This window comes from Pontibacter chitinilyticus (assembly GCF_039748935.1).
Taxonomy (GTDB): domain Bacteria; phylum Bacteroidota; class Bacteroidia; order Cytophagales; family Hymenobacteraceae; genus Pontibacter; species Pontibacter chitinilyticus.
Genome location: NZ_JBDIZJ010000002.1, coordinates 451,520 through 467,591, shown reverse-complemented (window position 1 = coordinate 467,591; position 16,072 = coordinate 451,520). Strand labels below are relative to the sequence as shown.

General features: G+C 52.7%; 15 protein-coding genes. 10 read left to right on the top strand and 5 right to left on the bottom strand.

Features of this window, described 5'->3' with window-relative positions; translation table 11 throughout:
- The first annotated feature begins 5 nt into the window (after nucleotides 1–5).
- From ABDW72_RS05575 to ABDW72_RS05530, 10 genes are all read left to right on the top strand, one after another.
- Nucleotides 6–389, top strand: a complete 384-nt coding sequence (locus tag ABDW72_RS05575) for a hypothetical protein (RefSeq protein ID WP_347157471.1) — start codon at nucleotides 6–8, stop codon at nucleotides 387–389.
- 43 nt (nucleotides 390–432) lie between these two features.
- Entirely contained in the window at nucleotides 433–1,473 is a 1,041-nt protein-coding gene (gene atpB / locus ABDW72_RS05570) for a F0F1 ATP synthase subunit A (RefSeq protein WP_347157470.1), read from the top strand.
- 42 nt (nucleotides 1,474–1,515) lie between these two features.
- Nucleotides 1,516–1,776 (top strand): ATP synthase F0 subunit C, encoded by a 261-nt coding sequence (gene atpE, locus ABDW72_RS05565; RefSeq protein WP_196266854.1) that lies wholly within the window; start codon nucleotides 1,516–1,518, stop codon nucleotides 1,774–1,776.
- 112 nt (nucleotides 1,777–1,888) lie between these two features.
- Entirely contained in the window at nucleotides 1,889–2,383 is a 495-nt protein-coding gene (locus tag ABDW72_RS05560) for a F0F1 ATP synthase subunit B (RefSeq protein WP_347157469.1), read from the top strand.
- A gap of 53 nt (nucleotides 2,384–2,436) precedes the next feature.
- The gene (atpH, locus tag ABDW72_RS05555) at nucleotides 2,437–2,994 is read left to right on the top strand and encodes an ATP synthase F1 subunit delta (protein WP_347157468.1); all 558 of its coding nucleotides are present in this window, start codon (nucleotides 2,437–2,439) and stop codon (nucleotides 2,992–2,994) included.
- A gap of 2 nt (nucleotides 2,995–2,996) precedes the next feature.
- Nucleotides 2,997–4,577, top strand: coding sequence for a F0F1 ATP synthase subunit alpha (gene atpA / locus ABDW72_RS05550; protein ID WP_347157467.1), 1,581 nt, complete (start codon nucleotides 2,997–2,999; stop codon nucleotides 4,575–4,577).
- Between the two features lie 73 nt (nucleotides 4,578–4,650).
- Nucleotides 4,651–5,547 (top strand): ATP synthase F1 subunit gamma, encoded by an 897-nt coding sequence (gene atpG / locus ABDW72_RS05545; RefSeq protein ID WP_347157466.1) that lies wholly within the window; start codon nucleotides 4,651–4,653, stop codon nucleotides 5,545–5,547.
- 164 nt (nucleotides 5,548–5,711) lie between these two features.
- Nucleotides 5,712–7,430 (top strand): alkaline phosphatase PafA, encoded by a 1,719-nt coding sequence (pafA, locus tag ABDW72_RS05540; RefSeq protein WP_347157465.1) that lies wholly within the window; start codon nucleotides 5,712–5,714, stop codon nucleotides 7,428–7,430.
- Nucleotides 7,431–7,476: 46 nt separating this feature from the next.
- Nucleotides 7,477–8,055: an inorganic diphosphatase gene (locus tag ABDW72_RS05535; RefSeq protein ID WP_347157464.1), complete on the top strand. Its 579-nt coding sequence runs from the start codon at nucleotides 7,477–7,479 to the stop codon at nucleotides 8,053–8,055.
- A gap of 121 nt (nucleotides 8,056–8,176) precedes the next feature.
- Entirely contained in the window at nucleotides 8,177–9,085 is a 909-nt protein-coding gene (locus ABDW72_RS05530; RefSeq protein WP_347157463.1) for a UbiA prenyltransferase family protein, read from the top strand.
- On the opposite strand, the gene ABDW72_RS05525 is transcribed toward ABDW72_RS05530, so the two are convergent.
- The 5 genes from ABDW72_RS05525 to ABDW72_RS05505 all read right to left on the bottom strand — a co-directional run bounded on the left by ABDW72_RS05525 (nucleotide 9,063) and on the right by ABDW72_RS05505 (nucleotide 15,990).
- A complete protein-coding gene (locus ABDW72_RS05525; protein WP_347157462.1) occupies nucleotides 9,063–10,589 on the bottom strand; it encodes an NAD(P)H-hydrate dehydratase in 1,527 nt (508 codons plus the stop codon). The two genes, ABDW72_RS05530 and ABDW72_RS05525, sit on opposite strands and share 23 nt — an antisense overlap.
- 226 nt (nucleotides 10,590–10,815) lie before the next feature.
- Complete coding sequence (locus tag ABDW72_RS05520) at nucleotides 10,816–11,004, bottom strand: hypothetical protein (protein ID WP_347157461.1); 189 nt, start codon at nucleotides 11,002–11,004, stop codon at nucleotides 10,816–10,818.
- Nucleotides 11,005–11,326: 322 nt separating this feature from the next.
- The gene (locus tag ABDW72_RS05515) at nucleotides 11,327–13,726 is read right to left on the bottom strand and encodes a DUF5686 and carboxypeptidase-like regulatory domain-containing protein (protein ID WP_347157460.1); all 2,400 of its coding nucleotides are present in this window, start codon (nucleotides 13,724–13,726) and stop codon (nucleotides 11,327–11,329) included.
- A gap of 80 nt (nucleotides 13,727–13,806) precedes the next feature.
- Entirely contained in the window at nucleotides 13,807–14,634 is an 828-nt protein-coding gene (locus ABDW72_RS05510) for a phosphatase PAP2 family protein (RefSeq protein ID WP_347157459.1), read from the bottom strand.
- Nucleotides 14,635–14,787: 153 nt separating this feature from the next.
- Complete coding sequence (locus ABDW72_RS05505; protein ID WP_347157458.1) at nucleotides 14,788–15,990, bottom strand: NADH-quinone oxidoreductase subunit D; 1,203 nt, start codon at nucleotides 15,988–15,990, stop codon at nucleotides 14,788–14,790.
- Between the last annotated feature and the right edge of the window lie 82 nt (nucleotides 15,991–16,072).

Here is a 16,072-nt window from a genome sequence, read left to right as displayed (position 1 = left end):
CAACTGTGAATTTCTTTCGGAACCTGTTAATTTTTTCCGGCATCGTAGGACTTGTGATCGGTGCCCTGGCTTATTTTACGGGCGATGCGCTGGTGCATCCGTATGTATGGTATGTGCTGGCGTTCTTCATTTTTATCACTGCCGGCACCTTCTATATTACACGCCTCGGCATCAGCTACGACAACGATAATTTTCAGCTATATTATTTCGGCTCTATGGGCTTTCGGATGATGCTGAGCATTGGCGTAGTGTTCATCTATGTGTACTTGTTCTCGGAGAATGAATTACAGTTTGTCCTGAACTTCTTTGTCTTATATTTTCTGTTTACTGGGTTTGAAATTTACAGCATTTTGGCTAACTTGCGGCCCAATTTGAAAAAGCAGAATTAAGTGTAAGCACAGCTTTTGTGGCTATGTTTCTAAATCTCTCTTAATGAAGAAGTTATTCGTTTTACTGTTTTCCCTCCTGACGTTATCGGCGTATGCAGCCGAATCACCGGCAGAAGAGGGCGGTGCGTTTAAGCCAGGCGATATGATCACGCATCACATCGCAGACGAGCACAAATGGGAATTTGCCCATGGTGCGAATCTGTACCTGCCGGTTATTTTACTGGACCACGGGCAGTTGCATACGTTCTCTTCCCGTAACTTTTTTAACGAGCATGGCGAAGAAGTGCCGTACCAGGGGTATGTACTGGAGCATGGCCATGTATACCGGGCAAATGCGGCAGGTGAGCCGACAGAAGATCACGCCGGCTTGTATGACTTCTCCATCACCAAAAACGTGGCGTCTATGTTTATAAGCGTGGCGCTGCTGCTGCTTGTTTTCTTCGTGATTGCCGGCCGTTATAAGAAAAATCCAGGCAGAGCGCCAAGTGGCATCCAGTCTTTCTTTGAGCCGATCATTGTGTTTGTGCGCGACGATATTGCCAAAGCGAACATCGGCCCCAAGTATGAGCGCTATATGCCATACCTGCTCACGATCTTTTTCTTTATCTGGTTTAATAACTTGCTCGGGCTGATGCCGGGTGGTGCTAACTTAACCGGTAATATTGCAGTGACACTGGTGCTGGCGCTGATGACCTTGCTGATTACGGTGTTCAGCGGTAATAAAACCTACTGGGGACACATTTTTGCGACACCGGGCGTGCCGAAGTGGTTGGCACCAATCATGATTCCGGTAGAACTGATTGGTATTTTTACCAAGCCATTCTCCCTGATGATCCGATTGTTTGCCAACATTACGGCAGGTCACATTATTATCCTGTCGCTGTTCAGCCTGATCTTTATTTTCGAGAGCCTGGCTGTGGGTCCGCTGAGCGTGGCGTTTGCGACATTCATGAACTTCTTGGAATTGTTTGTAGCCCTGCTGCAGGCATATATCTTTACGCTGCTGTCGGCAATGTACTTTGGCGGTGCAGTAGAAGAGCATGACCATGTGGATGACATGGGATATGGCGACGGAGGCCATTAATACTTTTAGAATTCCTATTTTTTAACTATATATATAACTATTATGTTGTTAGCAATTTTGCTTCAAGCTCTATCAGATGGTGCGGGTTTCGCGATTATGGGTGCCGGTATCGGTGCTGGTCTAGTGGCCCTTGGCGCTGGTTTGGGTATTGGTAGAATCGGTGGCTCTGCCATGGAATCTATCGCTCGTCAGCCTGAGGCTGGTGGTAAGATCCAGACTGCCATGATTATCGCATCTGCCCTTATCGAAGGTGTTGCACTTTTCGGTGTGGTAGTTTGCTTGCTAATTTCTTTCAAAGGCTAACCAGGCTTTTGCTGATCTCACGTCCAGGCGAATGGCCTGGACGATGAGATCAACGCCGTAGTTACCAAGGTAGTTAAAAGGAAATCAACCCTCATTTTCAAATTCATACACAATGGAATTAGTAACCCCTGGCATAGGTTTATTGTTCTGGCAAACGATCACCTTCCTGGTCGTTTTGTTCCTGCTCACAAAGTTTGCATGGAAGCCGATCATGAGCGCGCTGCATGCACGTGAAGCCTTCATCGAAGATGCACTAAGTGCTGCTGAGAAAGCCAAACTGGAGATTCAGGGCCTGAAGGCCGAAAACGAGAAGCTGCTGGCAGATGCCCGTTTAGAGCGTGACAAAATCCTGAAAGAGGCGACTGAAGCCGGCAACCACATGGTGGAGATGGCAAAAGTAAAGGCTGGCGAAGAAGGAGACCGCATGATTGCGAATGCGCGTGAGGCGATAGAGAATGAGAAGCGTGCTGCCATTACAGAAGTAAAGAATATGGCTGCCAACCTGTCGGTAGAGATTGCAGAGCGCATCCTGCGGAAAGAATTGAGCAACCCGGCAGCACAGCAGGCGCTGGCGCAGGGATATATCAACGAAGTAACACTTAACTAAAGCTTACACCCGCCGGCGCTGCTTAACAGGTGGTGCCGCAAAATAAAAGCACTATGTCAGATATAAGAGTTGCTTCCCGGTATGCGAAGTCGCTGATTGAGCTGGCGCAGGAGAAAGGTGTACTGGAGCAGGTAAATGAGGACATGAAGTTGTTCTCAAAAACGGCAGGCCAGAACAGAGCCTTTCATTTGCTGCTGCAGAACCCCATTGTAAAGTCAGATAAAAAGCTGGCGGTGATCAATGCGGTGTTTAAAGGCAAGGTAAATGAGATGACGCTGGCCTTCTTCAACATTGTGGCCCGCAAAAACCGCGAGTCGCTGCTGGAGTTTGTGGCAGACGAATTTGAGAAACAGTATAACGAGTACAAAGGCATCCAGAAAGCCAAAGTTACCTCCGCTGTTCCGCTGACACCAGCCTTGCGCGAAGAACTGGGCTTACGTCTGGTAGCGCAGACCGGCAAAACCATTGAACTGGAGGAGCAGGTAGACCCTTCGCTGATCGGAGGATTTGTACTGCGTGTTGGCGACCAGCAAATTGATAGCTCTGTGAAGTATAACTTGCGCAAGCTGAAAAATAATTTTAAAGACAACCCATACATCACTAAAATATAATCATGGCAGAAGTAAGACCTGACGAAGTATCAGCCATACTAAGAGAGCAGCTATCGAACTTCCGTTCTGAAGCAGAACTGGAAGAGGTAGGTACTGTACTGCAAGTGGGTGACGGTGTCGCTCGTATCTATGGACTTTCTAAAGCACAGTCCGGTGAGCTTATCGAGTTTGAGAATGGCCTGCAAGGCCTTGTTCTGAACCTGGAAGAAGACAACGTGGGTGCGGTAATGCTGGGCGACTACAGCGAGATCAAAGAAGGCGCTACCGTAAGAAGAACCAACCGCATCGCCTCTGTAAGAGTAGGCGAGGGAATCATAGGCCGTGTGGTAAACACCCTGGGCCAGCCGATAGATGGCAAAGGACCAATAGCCGGTGAACTGTACGAGATGCCCCTGGAGCGTAAAGCCCCAGGTGTGATCTTCCGTCAGCCGGTAAACGAGCCGATGCAAACCGGTATCAAAGCGATCGACTCCATGATTCCGATTGGCCGTGGCCAACGGGAACTGATCATCGGCGACCGCCAGACAGGTAAATCAGCTGTGGCGATTGACACGATCCTGAACCAGCGCGAATTCTTTGAAAAAGGAAAGCCGGTGTTCTGTATCTATGTGGCCGTAGGCCAGAAAGCATCTACTGTGGCGCAGGTGGTAAAAGCCCTGACCGAAGGTGGTGCCATGGACTATACGGTTGTCGTAGCCGCTTCGGCTTCTGATCCGGCTCCAATTCAGTTTTACGCGCCATTTACAGGTGCTGCTATAGGCGAGTTCTTCCGCGATACCGGTCGCCCGGCGCTGGTCGTATACGATGACCTGTCGAAGCAAGCCGTGGCTTACCGCGAAGTATCGCTGCTGCTGCGTCGCCCACCAGGCCGCGAGGCGTACCCAGGAGACGTATTCTATCTGCACTCCCGCTTGTTGGAGCGCGCTGCAAAAGTAAATGCTTCGGACGAAATCGCCCGTAACATGAACGACCTGCCAGCCTCTATCAAGCACTTGGTAAAAGGTGGCGGCTCTTTAACGGCTCTTCCAATCATTGAAACACAGGCGGGTGACGTTTCTGCTTATATCCCAACCAACGTGATCTCGATCACGGACGGGCAGATATTCCTGGAGACAAACCTGTTCAACGCGGGTATCCGTCCGGCCATTAACGTAGGTATCTCGGTATCGCGCGTAGGTGGTAACGCACAGATCAAGTCGATGAAGAAGGTAGCAGGTACGCTGAAGCTAGACCAAGCACAGTTCCGCGAACTCGAAGCTTTTGCCAAGTTCGGATCGGACCTGGATGCTGCTACTAAACTGACCATCGACCGTGGCCGTCGTAACCTCGAGATATTGAAGCAGCCGCAGTTCTCACCAGTGCCCGTAGCAGAGCAGGTAGCCATTATCTACTGCGCTACAAACGGTCTGCTGGATGATGTGCCGGTAAATGAAGTACGAACATTTGAGAAAGACTTCCAGCGCACCATGCATGCGCAGCACCAGGATACCCTGAATGCGCTGCTGGCCGGCAAACTGGATGACGAGACCACAGGCGTTCTGAAGCGTGTGGCCCGCGAACTTTCTGCCAAGTATAAAAGATAATAACAGTAGGAGTAAAGGGCTAGGGCTACAAAACCCCTTAGCCCTTTAACCACAAGCGCATAGCAGAGGATATATGGCAAGTTTAAAAGAGGTTAGAAGCCGCATTACATCCGTATCATCGACACAGCAGATCACCAAAGCCATGAAAATGGTGTCGGCTGCCAAATTGCGTCGGGCACAGGACAGCATCCTGCGCATGCGTCCTTATGCACAACGCCTGGGGGGCATCCTGACGAATCTGTCTACGCTGACAGAAGGCGCTGTAACGAACGCTTTTTCGCAGGAGCGGGAAATCAACAGGGTGTTACTGATTGTGGTGACCTCTGATCGTGGTCTGGCAGGCGCTTTTAACTCCAACATCATCAAAGCTGTGACTACCCTGATCACAGGCAAGTATAGCCGGCAGTTCGCCGCAGGTAATGTCACCTTCCTGACCATTGGTAAGAAAGGCTACGACACCCTGCGTAAGCGTGGCGGTTACAACATCATCAACGACTATACCAACACATTTGCAAGCCTCTCGTTTGATGCGGTGCGTGCAGCGGCAGAGCATGCCATGGACGCGTTCCTCAACAATGAGTTCGACCGGGTAGACATCGTGTATAATGAGTTCAAGAACGTAGCTACGCAGATCATCCGGACGGAGCAGTTCCTGCCAATAGAAGAGAAAGCGCCGGCGGAGCGCAATGGCTCTGCTGCCCTGATAGCCGATTATACCTTTGAACCATCTAAAGAAGAGATCATCCGGGAGTTGATCCCGAAGTCGCTGAAGATACAGGTATACAAGGCTGTGCTGGAGTCCAAAGCTTCTGAAGAAGGAGCCCGCATGACGGCGATGGATAAAGCCACCGATAACGCCGGGGAGCTTCTGAAGCAACTCAAGCTGACGTACAACAGAACACGTCAGGCAGCGATCACCAAAGAAATCCTCGAGATTGTGGGTGGTGCCGAGGCTCTGGCTTCTCAGTAAAAGAAAATAACGAACGGAAGCAGCGCTCATCAGCACGGTGGGCGCTGCTTCCGTTTTTAGGCTTATACTACATTACTAAATTGCAAAATCTGCAGCTTTGGAAGGATCTAGTGCGCATGCAAGGAGGGTGCTTGTTATATTTACAGCAAGTATACGATAGACAAATGAAGAAACTTACTTTGAGGACACAAGGTATTTTTGCCAAAATGGCAGCCGGTTGTTTGCTTACGCTGGGTGCCTGTGTGAGTGCCGGAACTCCCGCTGTTACCAACAGCAATGCGGCGGTGCAGCCGCAGCAGGAGATGGCCGCCGCTTTGCCACGCCCCAAACTGGTGGTAGGTATCGTGGTAGATCAGATGCGCTACGATTACCTGTTCCGCTACTGGGACAAGTATGGCGCTGATGGTTTTAAGAAGCTGGTAACTCAAGGCTTTAACTTCAAGAACAATCACTACAACTATGTGCCCACCTATACCGGGCCGGGCCATGCCTCTATTTATACCGGCAGTGTGCCTGCATTGAATGGTATTATTGCCAACGACTGGTATGACCGCACAACAGGTAAAACCATTTACTGCGTAGAAGATAACAGCGTGAAAACTGTAGGCAGTAATTCTACGGCAGGCCAAATGTCACCTGCTAACCTGCTGACCACCACTATAACGGACGAACTGCGACTGGCAACCAACAAGGGTGCTAAAGTAATTGGCGTTGCCCTGAAAGACCGAGGCTCCATTCTTCCGGCCGGCCACCTGGCCAATGCTGCTTATTGGTTTGATTCGCCCTCTGGTAACTGGATCACCAGCACTTTTTATGCGCAGGACCTGCCTACCTGGGCCAAAGCGTTTAACAGTCGCAAACTGCCTGACCAATACCTGAGCCAGTCCTGGAATACCTTGCTGCCGATCGGCCAATATACCGAGAGCACACCGGATGACGAACCATGGGAAGGAGTACTCCCGGGCGAGCAAAAGCCGGTATTCCCGCACAACCTGCCGGGCATTCGGGAGAAAGATTATGAGCTGCTGCGCTCAGTGCCGGCAGGCAACACCATCACCAAAGATTTTGCCCTGGCTGCTTTAGAAGGCGAGAACCTGGGCAAAGGCCAGTTTACTGATTTCCTGGCCGTCAGCTTTTCCTCGACAGACTATGTAGGGCACCGGTTCGGGCCGAACTCAGTAGAAGCCGAAGATGTTTTTCTGCGCCTGGATAAAGAGATAGCCGAACTAATTACAGCAGCGGAGAAACAAGTTGGCAAAGGAAACGTTCTTTTCTTCCTGACTGCCGACCATGGTGCTGCGCATGTACCTGCTTTTCTGCAGGAGAACAAAATACCAGCCGGCGTGGCAAGCTCCAAGCTGGTGCAGGATTCAGTAGCAGCATACCTGACGAAAGTATACGGCAGCGGGAACTGGGTAGAGCGCTACATTAACCAGCAGCTATACCTGAACAGAAGCTTAATCGATAGCAAGCGGCTCGACAGGGCAGGAGTACAGGAGCGTGTCGCCCGCTATGTAATGCGTTTCCCAGCCGTAGAAAGAGCTATTACCGCTACTGCCTTGCAGCAAAACAACTGGCATGAAGGCATAATGGGCCGCGTGGACAACGGGTATAATGCCCAGCGCTCCGGTGATGTGGTGGTGGTGCTACAGCCCGGCTGGTTTGAAGGGTATGGAAGTGCCCACCCGACCGGAACCACTCACGGCACCTATGCCAATTACGACACGCATGTGCCCCTGGTGTGGTACGGCTGGCAGGTGCCGGCGGGCGAAAGCTCTGTAGAAACAGAAACAGTGGACATTGCGCCTACAGTGGCATCCTGGTTATACATTCAGGAGCCAAGTGGCAGCATAGGCAAACCTTTGCAACAATACATAAAATAAAAATTGTGCCTGAAGAAGAAACAGTGACGGCGCAGTATAACTAAAGATGAAAATGGAGAATACGGAGAACAACAATCCATGGCATAGTGTGAGCTTCGGCGCAGGAGCCCCGGAGGTGGTAACAGCCATCATAGAAATCCCGAAAGGATCGAAGGCAAAGTATGAGTTGGATAAAGATAGCGGGATGCTGAAGCTGGACCGGGTACTTTTTTCCTCCATCCACTACCCGGCCAACTATGGCTTTATCCCCCAGACTTATTGCGATGATAAAGACCCGCTGGATATTCTGGTGATCTGCTCGATTGACGTGCAGCCCATGTGCCTGATTGAGGCGAAAGTGATCGGAGTAATGCAGATGATCGACAACAACGAAGAAGACGACAAGATCATTGCTGTAGCTTATAACGACATGTCGGTGCGCCACATCAACGATATTTCGGAGCTGCCGCCGCATACCTTACTCGAAATGCGCCGCTTTTTTGAAGATTACAAGAAGCTGGAGCAAAAAGAGGTAATTGTAGAGCAGTTCCTGGGCCGTGAGCATGCTTACAAAATTATCGGCGATAGCATCGAACTCTACAATTCGACTTTCGGAGAGCCCGTTAAAAAGAGCAAAGCAATATAAGGTAAAAGCCTCTTATTGTAAGCCTGGTATGGGGAAACCTGTGCCAGGCTTTTTGATTTTATGCAGATAGTATGATAACAGTTGAATGAAGGCGAATTTGTTGCGTACTTGCAAGTAGAAGATGAGTCAGAACAGAAGTATCGGGATAGAGAAGCATCGTGCCGTGCCGCCCCTGCACACGTTGCCGGAGCAGGTGCTCAATAGCCTGTTGTACAGCAGCGTGTTCATTTCATGCTGTGGCTTCTGCTTAACCGTAGAAACGTACAAGCTCGCCAAGCTGCCCGTATCGCTGCCAATGGCTCTGTTTGTGTTTCTGGCGACGCTCTTTACCTACAACCTTAGTAGCGTACAAAGTCTGCTAAGGCGGCCACAGCAGCGAAAAAGCAAGCAGAGCGATGCCTGGGCGCAACGCCACAAAAAGAGCATGGCCCTGCTGGGGCTGGTAAGTATAAGCGCCGCCGCAGGCCTGTACTTCTACTTCGACCTGCACATAAACCGCTGGCTCATGTTGCACCTGGCGCTCATCTCGATTGGCTACACCGTGCCCGTGGGGTACAAGTCCCGGAAAGTGCGGCCATTGCGGAGCGTTCCTTTGTTAAAGGTATTTCTGATTGCTTATGTATGGGCCGTGGTCACAGCGCTGTTTCCGCTCATGGATACGGGCCTGCAAGTATGGGCGCACCAGGCCCTGCTCCTGTTTGCCCGCCGTTTCCTGTTTATACTTGCCTTGGCGCTTCTTTTCGATATCCGCGATTATACCTACGACCGCAGCACCAACACGCTTACGTTTCCGGGCCTCATGGGCGTGCGGAATACCAAGTTGCTTTCGCTGGTGCTGTTGCTGCTCTACGTGATCATCTCTGTGAGTACAGAAACGGGGCCGGTGCAAATAGCGCTGGTAGCCAGCGGCCTGAGTTCAGCTTTGGTGGTGTTCTTTTCATCAGAACATAAGCCGCGCATTTACTACGCCTTGCTGGCAGATGGCGCTATGCTGCTGCACGCAGGCCTCATCTACCTGACGCTTCGCTGAGGTGCTGTAGCTGTAGGAAAGCCTGCGGCAGGTGGTCTACTACGTCAGAGGCCGTCATAGATATGTCGCCAACCGTCTTCAGCGCCAGGTCGCCGGCCAGTCCGTGCACATACACGCCCAGGCGGCAGGCATCTTCCAGGCGATACTGCTGGGCTACGAGGGCCGTTATCACCCCTGTTAGCACATCGCCGGTGCCGCCGGTCGCCATACCGGCATTGCCTGTTGTGTTAAAGTAAATGTTTCCTGTCGGCGTGCCAATTGCGGTGTTGCTGCCTTTCAGCACAACATAACAGCCATACTCGCGGCAGAACTCCAGCATATCTTTGAGACGGTCGTAATCGTTGTTGCTTTTGCCTACCAATCGCTCAAACTCTTTGGGGTGTGGAGTAAAGATCACGTTATCCTTCGGCAGTTGAGCTTTCAGCTTGTCGCTGCTGCCAATGATGTTAATGGCGTCAGCATCGATCACCAATTGGCTGTTGGTGGTAGCCAGCAGCTGCCCGATAGCCGTTTTGGTTACCCGCTCAGTCCCGATGCCCGGCCCAGTGCCAATCACATTATATTTGCCTATATCAGGTGGCAGATGAGAGAACTGCCGGCGGTTCTTATCTACCAGTGTCATTGCTTCTGGTACGGCAGTCTGCAGAATATCGTACCCTGCTGCAGGTACATGCACCGTTAGCAGCCCCACGCCTGAACGGAGGCAGGCGCGGGAAGCCAGCACGCAGGCACCCATCTTGCCGAAGCCACCTGCCAGCAGCAACGCATGTCCGTACAAGCCTTTGTGCGAAAACTTTTTGCGAGGCTTCAGCAGTTGCTGCACATCCTGCTGTGTGGTGAAGTATAAATTAGTTTCGGTGGAAGCAATAAAGCGTTCACTCAGGCCGATCTGCACCACTTGCCAGGTACCGACATATTGTTCGTGCTGCGGCAGAAAGAACGCCTGTTTCGGCAGCTGAAAACTAACAGTATACGTGGCCTTTACAATAGCGCCTTCCTGCGGCGTCTGGCTGTCAGTATAAAGGCCCGAAGGCATATCGATGGAAGTGATGCAAGCGCCGCTGGCGTTCAGCAATTCGATCACCTGCGCATAAAAGCCAGTGACAGGCCGGTTCAGGCCAGTGCCAAAAAGCGCATCAATGACGTAGGCCTGTGGCGGAACCTCCGGTAGCTCTTGGCTGGATTGCAGCCGCCGCTGCTGTACCTGTTCCGGTAGCCGCTCCAGGTTCGCCTGGTAATCGTCGGAGGCTTTGTTGGGATCACCTACCAGGTATACCTGCACCCGGCATCTGTGCTGCAGCAGCAGGCGGGCCACCGCCAAACCGTCGCCCCCGTTATTGCCTGGCCCACAGAAGATCCACGCCTCTTCCGGTTGAAACTTGTTCTCAAACCAACAGGCAAATGCCTTCGCCGCCCGCTCCATCAACTCTAAAGATGTAATCCCTTCTTCTTGTATGGTATAGGCGTCGGCTTGTCGGGTTTGGGCAGCGGTCAGGAGTTTCATAGTGTTTGATGAGGTTTCCTAAATATACTGCTTCTAGGGTATGAGGTTGTTGTAGGATGATAGAGGGTATACTTGGTAGCTACTTTTCACAATCAGAATTGGCTATTCTTACTAGCTGCTGTTTAATGCTCGATTTTTATACTTCCAGCTGTAGTTAGTAGCTGTGGTTTATACTTTAGCAGGCAGGCTATACTTGCTAGCTTCTGTTTGATGCGCAGTTTTATGCTTATCCTGTTTCATCTTTGGCTTTGGTGCGCTCTAAGCCTACGAGGGCACGTCCTGGGGGTGCAGGCGCCCCCAACAAGGGCATCGCGCTGCTTTCATTTCCTGCCCTCGTGCTTCGGGCTGCCTCGCCCAAAAGCTCGTCACCGGAAACTCTCGAGGCGCTCCACCCAAGGACTGGAATCTTTCTCATAACTGCTGCTTATACTTGAGATGAAGCACAAATATCTTTATACAAGTATAACTCTGAACTTCTTACTCTCTCTTCTACTTCTCCTCATTTCTCATCTGGAAAGGATCTTGGTGGAAGGAAAGTGTCCTGATGAGCAGCGACTACAACGCACCTGCTCCAGCTAAAGCAACAACAGAGCTCCTCTCCTTAGACAAGGGAGAACGCGAGTTCGAAGCTTGCGGGCATAGCTCTGAGAGGCAAGGGGTGGTTGGACACGGCACCACAATGCTTATACGCCATCCCAAAGCAACTGCATAATTGCTTTGGCTGTACAAGCACCGGCTTAAAACGCCAGGGTGGCGGTAAGCTTCAGGGCAATATTATTTTTGGGCGCTTTGGCAGCATAAGGGCCGTAGTGGTAAAAGGCGCCTATGCCTATACCGGAGAAGGCTGACTGCAGAAGGTTGTTCAGCAGCAAACCTGATTCGTAATATCCTTTGCGCATGCTTTGGTACGGCTGCTCAGGTGCCAGCGGCTGCTTCAGATCGCCAAAGCCAATATTCGTCACCGCTACCAGATCGGGATGGAAAAGCTTGGTGCGAAACAGGCGCTTGCCAAAGTCCTGCTGCCAGAAAAGTGCGGCGTAGCGGTCAGCAAAGAAGCGGAATGGCGGCATGGTCTCAAAGCCTTCGCCGGCGTATACTTTGTAGTCGGGGTTGTAGCTACCATAGCCGTTAAAGAGCGTCACCAGGGGTGGCTGCCCGTCAATGTAGCCGCCGGCAAAGGTCAGGTAGCTCTGGCCAAACGTGCGGTGGCGAAACGATGCCTCCAACCGGCCCTCATACTTGTTATACCCATAGGCTCCGTGCAGCAGCCCGTTAAACCCGCGGGTATACTGCAGCCATACTACCGGGTACTCTGTCGGCATGGCCATCCGTTGGTGAAACTGCTCCATGTACTGCTCGCCATAGGCATAGCGCAGGCTTACCACGCCTTCTGTGAGGTTATACTTACCCGGTGCGGCAGGTAGCGTAGGGCGGCGCACTTCATAACGAAGCGCTGTTTGCACCTGCAGGTAACGTTGCAGCCGGGCAGAGAAAGCGGCGCTGTAATGGGTGGTATAATCCAGGTAAGGGAGCAGCGCCCACCGCAGGTCTTTCAGCAGAAAACCCTCTTGCTGAAAGGGCAACCGGCGGCCACCTGGCTCCAGCAGATCCTCAAAATAGACGGCCTTCAGTGTCAGCTCCGACGGCTTGTGCAGGATAACGGAAGCATCGGCGCCATACTTGGCCTGGTCGTCTCTGAAGCCATAGCCCCAGTAACCGCCCACGGCAAAGCGTTCTGACAGCCTGCTGTTGGTGTGCAGGCCAGCTCCCAGCCGAAGCCCTTCAAAGTTGCCCACGCGCAAGAGGCGGTTCAGATCCAGGCTGATGGGGCCGAGCGGCAGCTGCCGGGTTGTCAGGAACTCTATTGTGCGGAGCGTGCGGTCCAGGTGCTCCACTTTGCCGACGCTGTCCAGGCGCTGGTAGGTGCGCTGCTCCAGCCGGTTAAGGGAGTCCGGCCGCTGTTGCTCCCAGAAAGCAGCTGGCTGGCTGGCCGCATCAGGTGCCTGCTGCAGCGCTACTACTCCAAATTCTGATTTCCGGAGAGTAGGATGCAGGTTGATGTTGGTGATGTAAGTACGGATATGGCCGTAGGGCTGGTGGCCGCGCAGCTCTATTTGCGGAATGGTGATCTCCACGTCCAGCTCCGTCGGGAACCACTGCTGCTGCGAGCCTACTTGTTCAAACTGCTGCTGTAGCTTCAGGCCGCGCTGCTCGCTGTTAGTGGCCGATTGTGCCAGCACGTTCTGCACTGCCCAGCCGTTGCTGTTGATGTAGAGGATACCTTTCAGCCCATCGAAGTTCTTCCCCTCTTCCGGCGTAAAAGAGATCATAAAGGTGGTGTCCTGCCCGATGACGGATGTTTGCTGCAGCACGAAGTTATACTTGCGGGTACTGCCGGGGCTCAGCGGACTAAGGTAGCGCTTGCCGAAAAAGACGGGCATGTCGTCGTACACGGAGAAGTCGCGGGCTTCGGCGGCTACAATGCCAAAACTAGGCTGCTGTAGCCCCGATACGCGGGTGGCCCGGATGGTTTCTTTGCGCAGGTTGGGCTGCAGAAAGGCATAGTCGGTTATACTTTCTGACAGGAACAGGTGCTGCTTCGCCAGCAGGGCATGCATTTTAAGATAGGCCGAATCCTGGGGCGAGAGCTGCAGCGTGTCGCGCAAATCCAGGTGGCGGGCGTCGGTGGCGGTAAGTATAAATTTGTTGTAGGTGCGGTAAGTATATTGGGGCAGGTTTTTGATGTCGTTGCGGTCCCGGTTTTTAGTAGCCAACCGAATGATACGGTGCGCCGGGTTTTCGGCAGAGCCCCGTACGATCACTTCCTGCAGCTGCGCCAGCGCCGGTTGCAGGTATACGTCGAGGGTAGCTGCCGAGTCAGGGTAAAGTACCTGCGTCTCATACCCGACATAGCTAAAACGCAGGCTGGTAACCGGCTTTCGGTGCCGGAGCCGGTACTCGCCATCGAGGTTGGTGGTGGTACCTGTTTCGCCGCTGTTGGCCACAATACTTACAAACGCCAGCTTTTCGTGGGTGCGGGCATCGCGCACAGTGCCCTGCAAAATGTGCCCCTGCGCGGCAGCGGCCATGGTGAGCAGGCAAAAGGACAGGAACAGCAGGAGGCGTTGTAAAGACATCTGGTAAAGATAAATAAAAGGCGCTAACTCAACCTCGGGAGCCAGCGCCTTTCTTATACTTTATACTGTAGTGCCGCTGCCTAAAACTGCACTAGTATGGCCATTCCGGGTTGCCCGGTGGGTAGAACAGTAGGTAAAACGGCCGTATTGTAGCCTTGTTTCTTGAGCGCCATCTTCGCGTTCAGCCAGTAAACCGTGTTCACCGACAGGATGCCCACACCCGCACCTGCCAACACATCGGCCAGCCAGTGTTTGTTGTTCAGGATGCGCATCACGCCGGTGGCACTGGCCACTGTATAGCTGCCAATGCTGATCCAGGGGCTCTTATGCCGGAATTCTTTATCTACCATTGTCGCTACGGTAAAGGCAAAAGCCGTGTGCCCCGACGGAAAAGCTGTAGGATCCCCGTTGGGCCGGTCTACATTGGTGATCTCTTTGGTTGGGAATACGATGAGGGTGGTCAGTACGCCGGAAGCAGCCAGCAGGGCCGCCTGCCGCCCCAGGTCGTGGCGGTTTTGGGAAGATAGCAGGTCAAATGCAAACAGCCCGACCATCGGGGTAAAGAACAGGTAATTATCAATCTTGGTGCTGAAGTTTGCATACTTCCTGTTGCGTAGGTCGCGGGCATCGAAGCTGCTGATGATACCATGCCCATGGATGGTGTAGAGCCCGGCTGCTACTAAAGCCGCAGCGGGTATTACGGCTCTTTTCAAGAAATGGCCGTCGCTTCCTTCCAGGCGTTGCGCATCTGTAAAAGGGTGCTTTTGCCCGGGCAGCACCGAGTCGGCAGGTATAACACTGGCTGTATCAGCGGCGGTATTCTGCTGTACCTGTGCCTGCACAGGGGCAGGGGCCAGCCAGATGCTAAGCCACAGCAGTTGGACAAGTATCAGGTTCTGTCGTTTCAAGGTTGTTATTTGTGAGATGTTATCAAAATATTAACAAGTATAAATGGGAACGAAGCCACTTATACTTAGGTTTTATAACATCTCAACAAAACGCAGCGGCATGCCCGGCAACTGGTGGTGCCATTTTGCTCTGTAACGGTGGGGCAGTAGCTCTCAGCGGTCTACTTCACCCAGCACAATATCTACGGAGCCTACAATGGCAATCATATCCGCTATCATACAGCCGCGGCTAATTTCGGGCAGCACCGACAGGTTGACGAAGCTCGGCGCCCGGCCTTTGACACGGAAAGGTACATCGCTGCGGTCGGTGGTGCGAAAGTAGTAGCCCAGCTCGCCGCGTGGTGTTTCGCCCCGAAAGTATAATTCCTGTGTGCCCGTCATACGCATCTTTTTGGGGCAGGCGGCCTGCGGGTCAAAGTCGGGTGTGCGTTTGTAGTCGGTGGTGAGGCGGTCGAGACACTGCTGGATCAGCTTCACCGATTGGCGGCACTCCAGCGCCCGCACATAGTTGCGGTCCCAGCAGTCGCCGGTGGTGCCGGCCAGCCCCTGCCCGATGGGCACGTCAAAGTCCAGCTCCGGGTACACGCTGTAGCCATCGATGCGGCGCAGATCATACTTCAGCCCGGAGCCGCGCAGCATGGGGCCGGAGCAGGCGTAGTTGATGGCCACATCCAGCGGCAGTACGCCTACGTTGGCAGTGCGGTCGATAAAGATCTTGTTGCTGAGCAGAATGGTGTCCAACTCATCAAGCTTAGGCAGCAGGTAACTGATAAACTCGCGGCAGCGCTCTTCAAAGCCAATGGGCAGATCATAGTATAAACCGCCCACCCAGATGTAGTTGTAGAGCATGCGCGCGCCGCACACCCACTCCAGCAGGCGCTGGATGTGCTCGCGGTCGCGCAGCAGCCACAGAAACGGCGTAAAAGCACCAATATCGATGGCATAGGTGCCGATGGCGACAAAGTGTGAGGCGATGCGGTTGAGCTCCGTTACCAGCACCCGGATGTACTCCACCCGCTTCGGAATCTGGTCCGTAATGCCCAGCAGTTTCTCCACGCCCATGCACCATACATGCTCCGAGTTCATGGCGGCCAGGTAGTCCATGCGATCTACGTAGGGAATGGTCTGGTTATAGGCCATGTTCTCGGCATGCTTTTCAAAGCAGCGGTGCAGGTAACCAATGTGCGGCACTACCTCCTGAATGATCTCGCCATCGGTGACCACCTCCAGGCGCAGCACGCCATGGGTGCTGGGGTGCTGCGGCCCCATGTTCACGATCATCTCACCCGCCTTCAGGTTATCCAGGCTAAACTTGTTCGGCTCTGACTGCAGCAGGTAGTTGGTGTAGGTGGACACGGGGAGTTAGAAAAGTAAAAAGTTAAATTTAGAAAGTAGCTGCAAGATCGGAAAAATGAGGGAATTAGGAAGGGGTTTGTTG

What these genes read in the sequence shown, in the direction of transcription:
- atpB (WP_347157470.1), top strand. Translation starts at nt 433, where the DNA reads ATGAAGAAGTTATTCGTTTTACTGTTTTCCCTCCTGACGTTATCGGCG.
- atpE (WP_196266854.1), top strand. Translation starts at nt 1,516, where the DNA reads ATGTTGTTAGCAATTTTGCTTCAAGCTCTATCAGATGGTGCGGGTTTC.
- ABDW72_RS05560 (WP_347157469.1), top strand. Translation starts at nt 1,889, where the DNA reads ATGGAATTAGTAACCCCTGGCATAGGTTTATTGTTCTGGCAAACGATC.
- atpH (WP_347157468.1), top strand. Translation starts at nt 2,437, where the DNA reads ATGTCAGATATAAGAGTTGCTTCCCGGTATGCGAAGTCGCTGATTGAG.
- atpA (WP_347157467.1), top strand. Translation starts at nt 2,997, where the DNA reads ATGGCAGAAGTAAGACCTGACGAAGTATCAGCCATACTAAGAGAGCAG.
- atpG (WP_347157466.1), top strand. Translation starts at nt 4,651, where the DNA reads ATGGCAAGTTTAAAAGAGGTTAGAAGCCGCATTACATCCGTATCATCG.
- pafA (WP_347157465.1), top strand. Translation starts at nt 5,712, where the DNA reads ATGAAGAAACTTACTTTGAGGACACAAGGTATTTTTGCCAAAATGGCA.
- ABDW72_RS05535 (WP_347157464.1), top strand. Translation starts at nt 7,477, where the DNA reads ATGAAAATGGAGAATACGGAGAACAACAATCCATGGCATAGTGTGAGC.
- ABDW72_RS05530 (WP_347157463.1), top strand. Translation starts at nt 8,177, where the DNA reads ATGAGTCAGAACAGAAGTATCGGGATAGAGAAGCATCGTGCCGTGCCG.
- ABDW72_RS05525 (WP_347157462.1), bottom strand. Translation starts at nt 10,589, where the DNA reads ATGAAACTCCTGACCGCTGCCCAAACCCGACAAGCCGACGCCTATACC.
- ABDW72_RS05520 (WP_347157461.1), bottom strand. Translation starts at nt 11,004, where the DNA reads ATGAGAAAGATTCCAGTCCTTGGGTGGAGCGCCTCGAGAGTTTCCGGT.
- ABDW72_RS05515 (WP_347157460.1), bottom strand. Translation starts at nt 13,726, where the DNA reads ATGTCTTTACAACGCCTCCTGCTGTTCCTGTCCTTTTGCCTGCTCACC.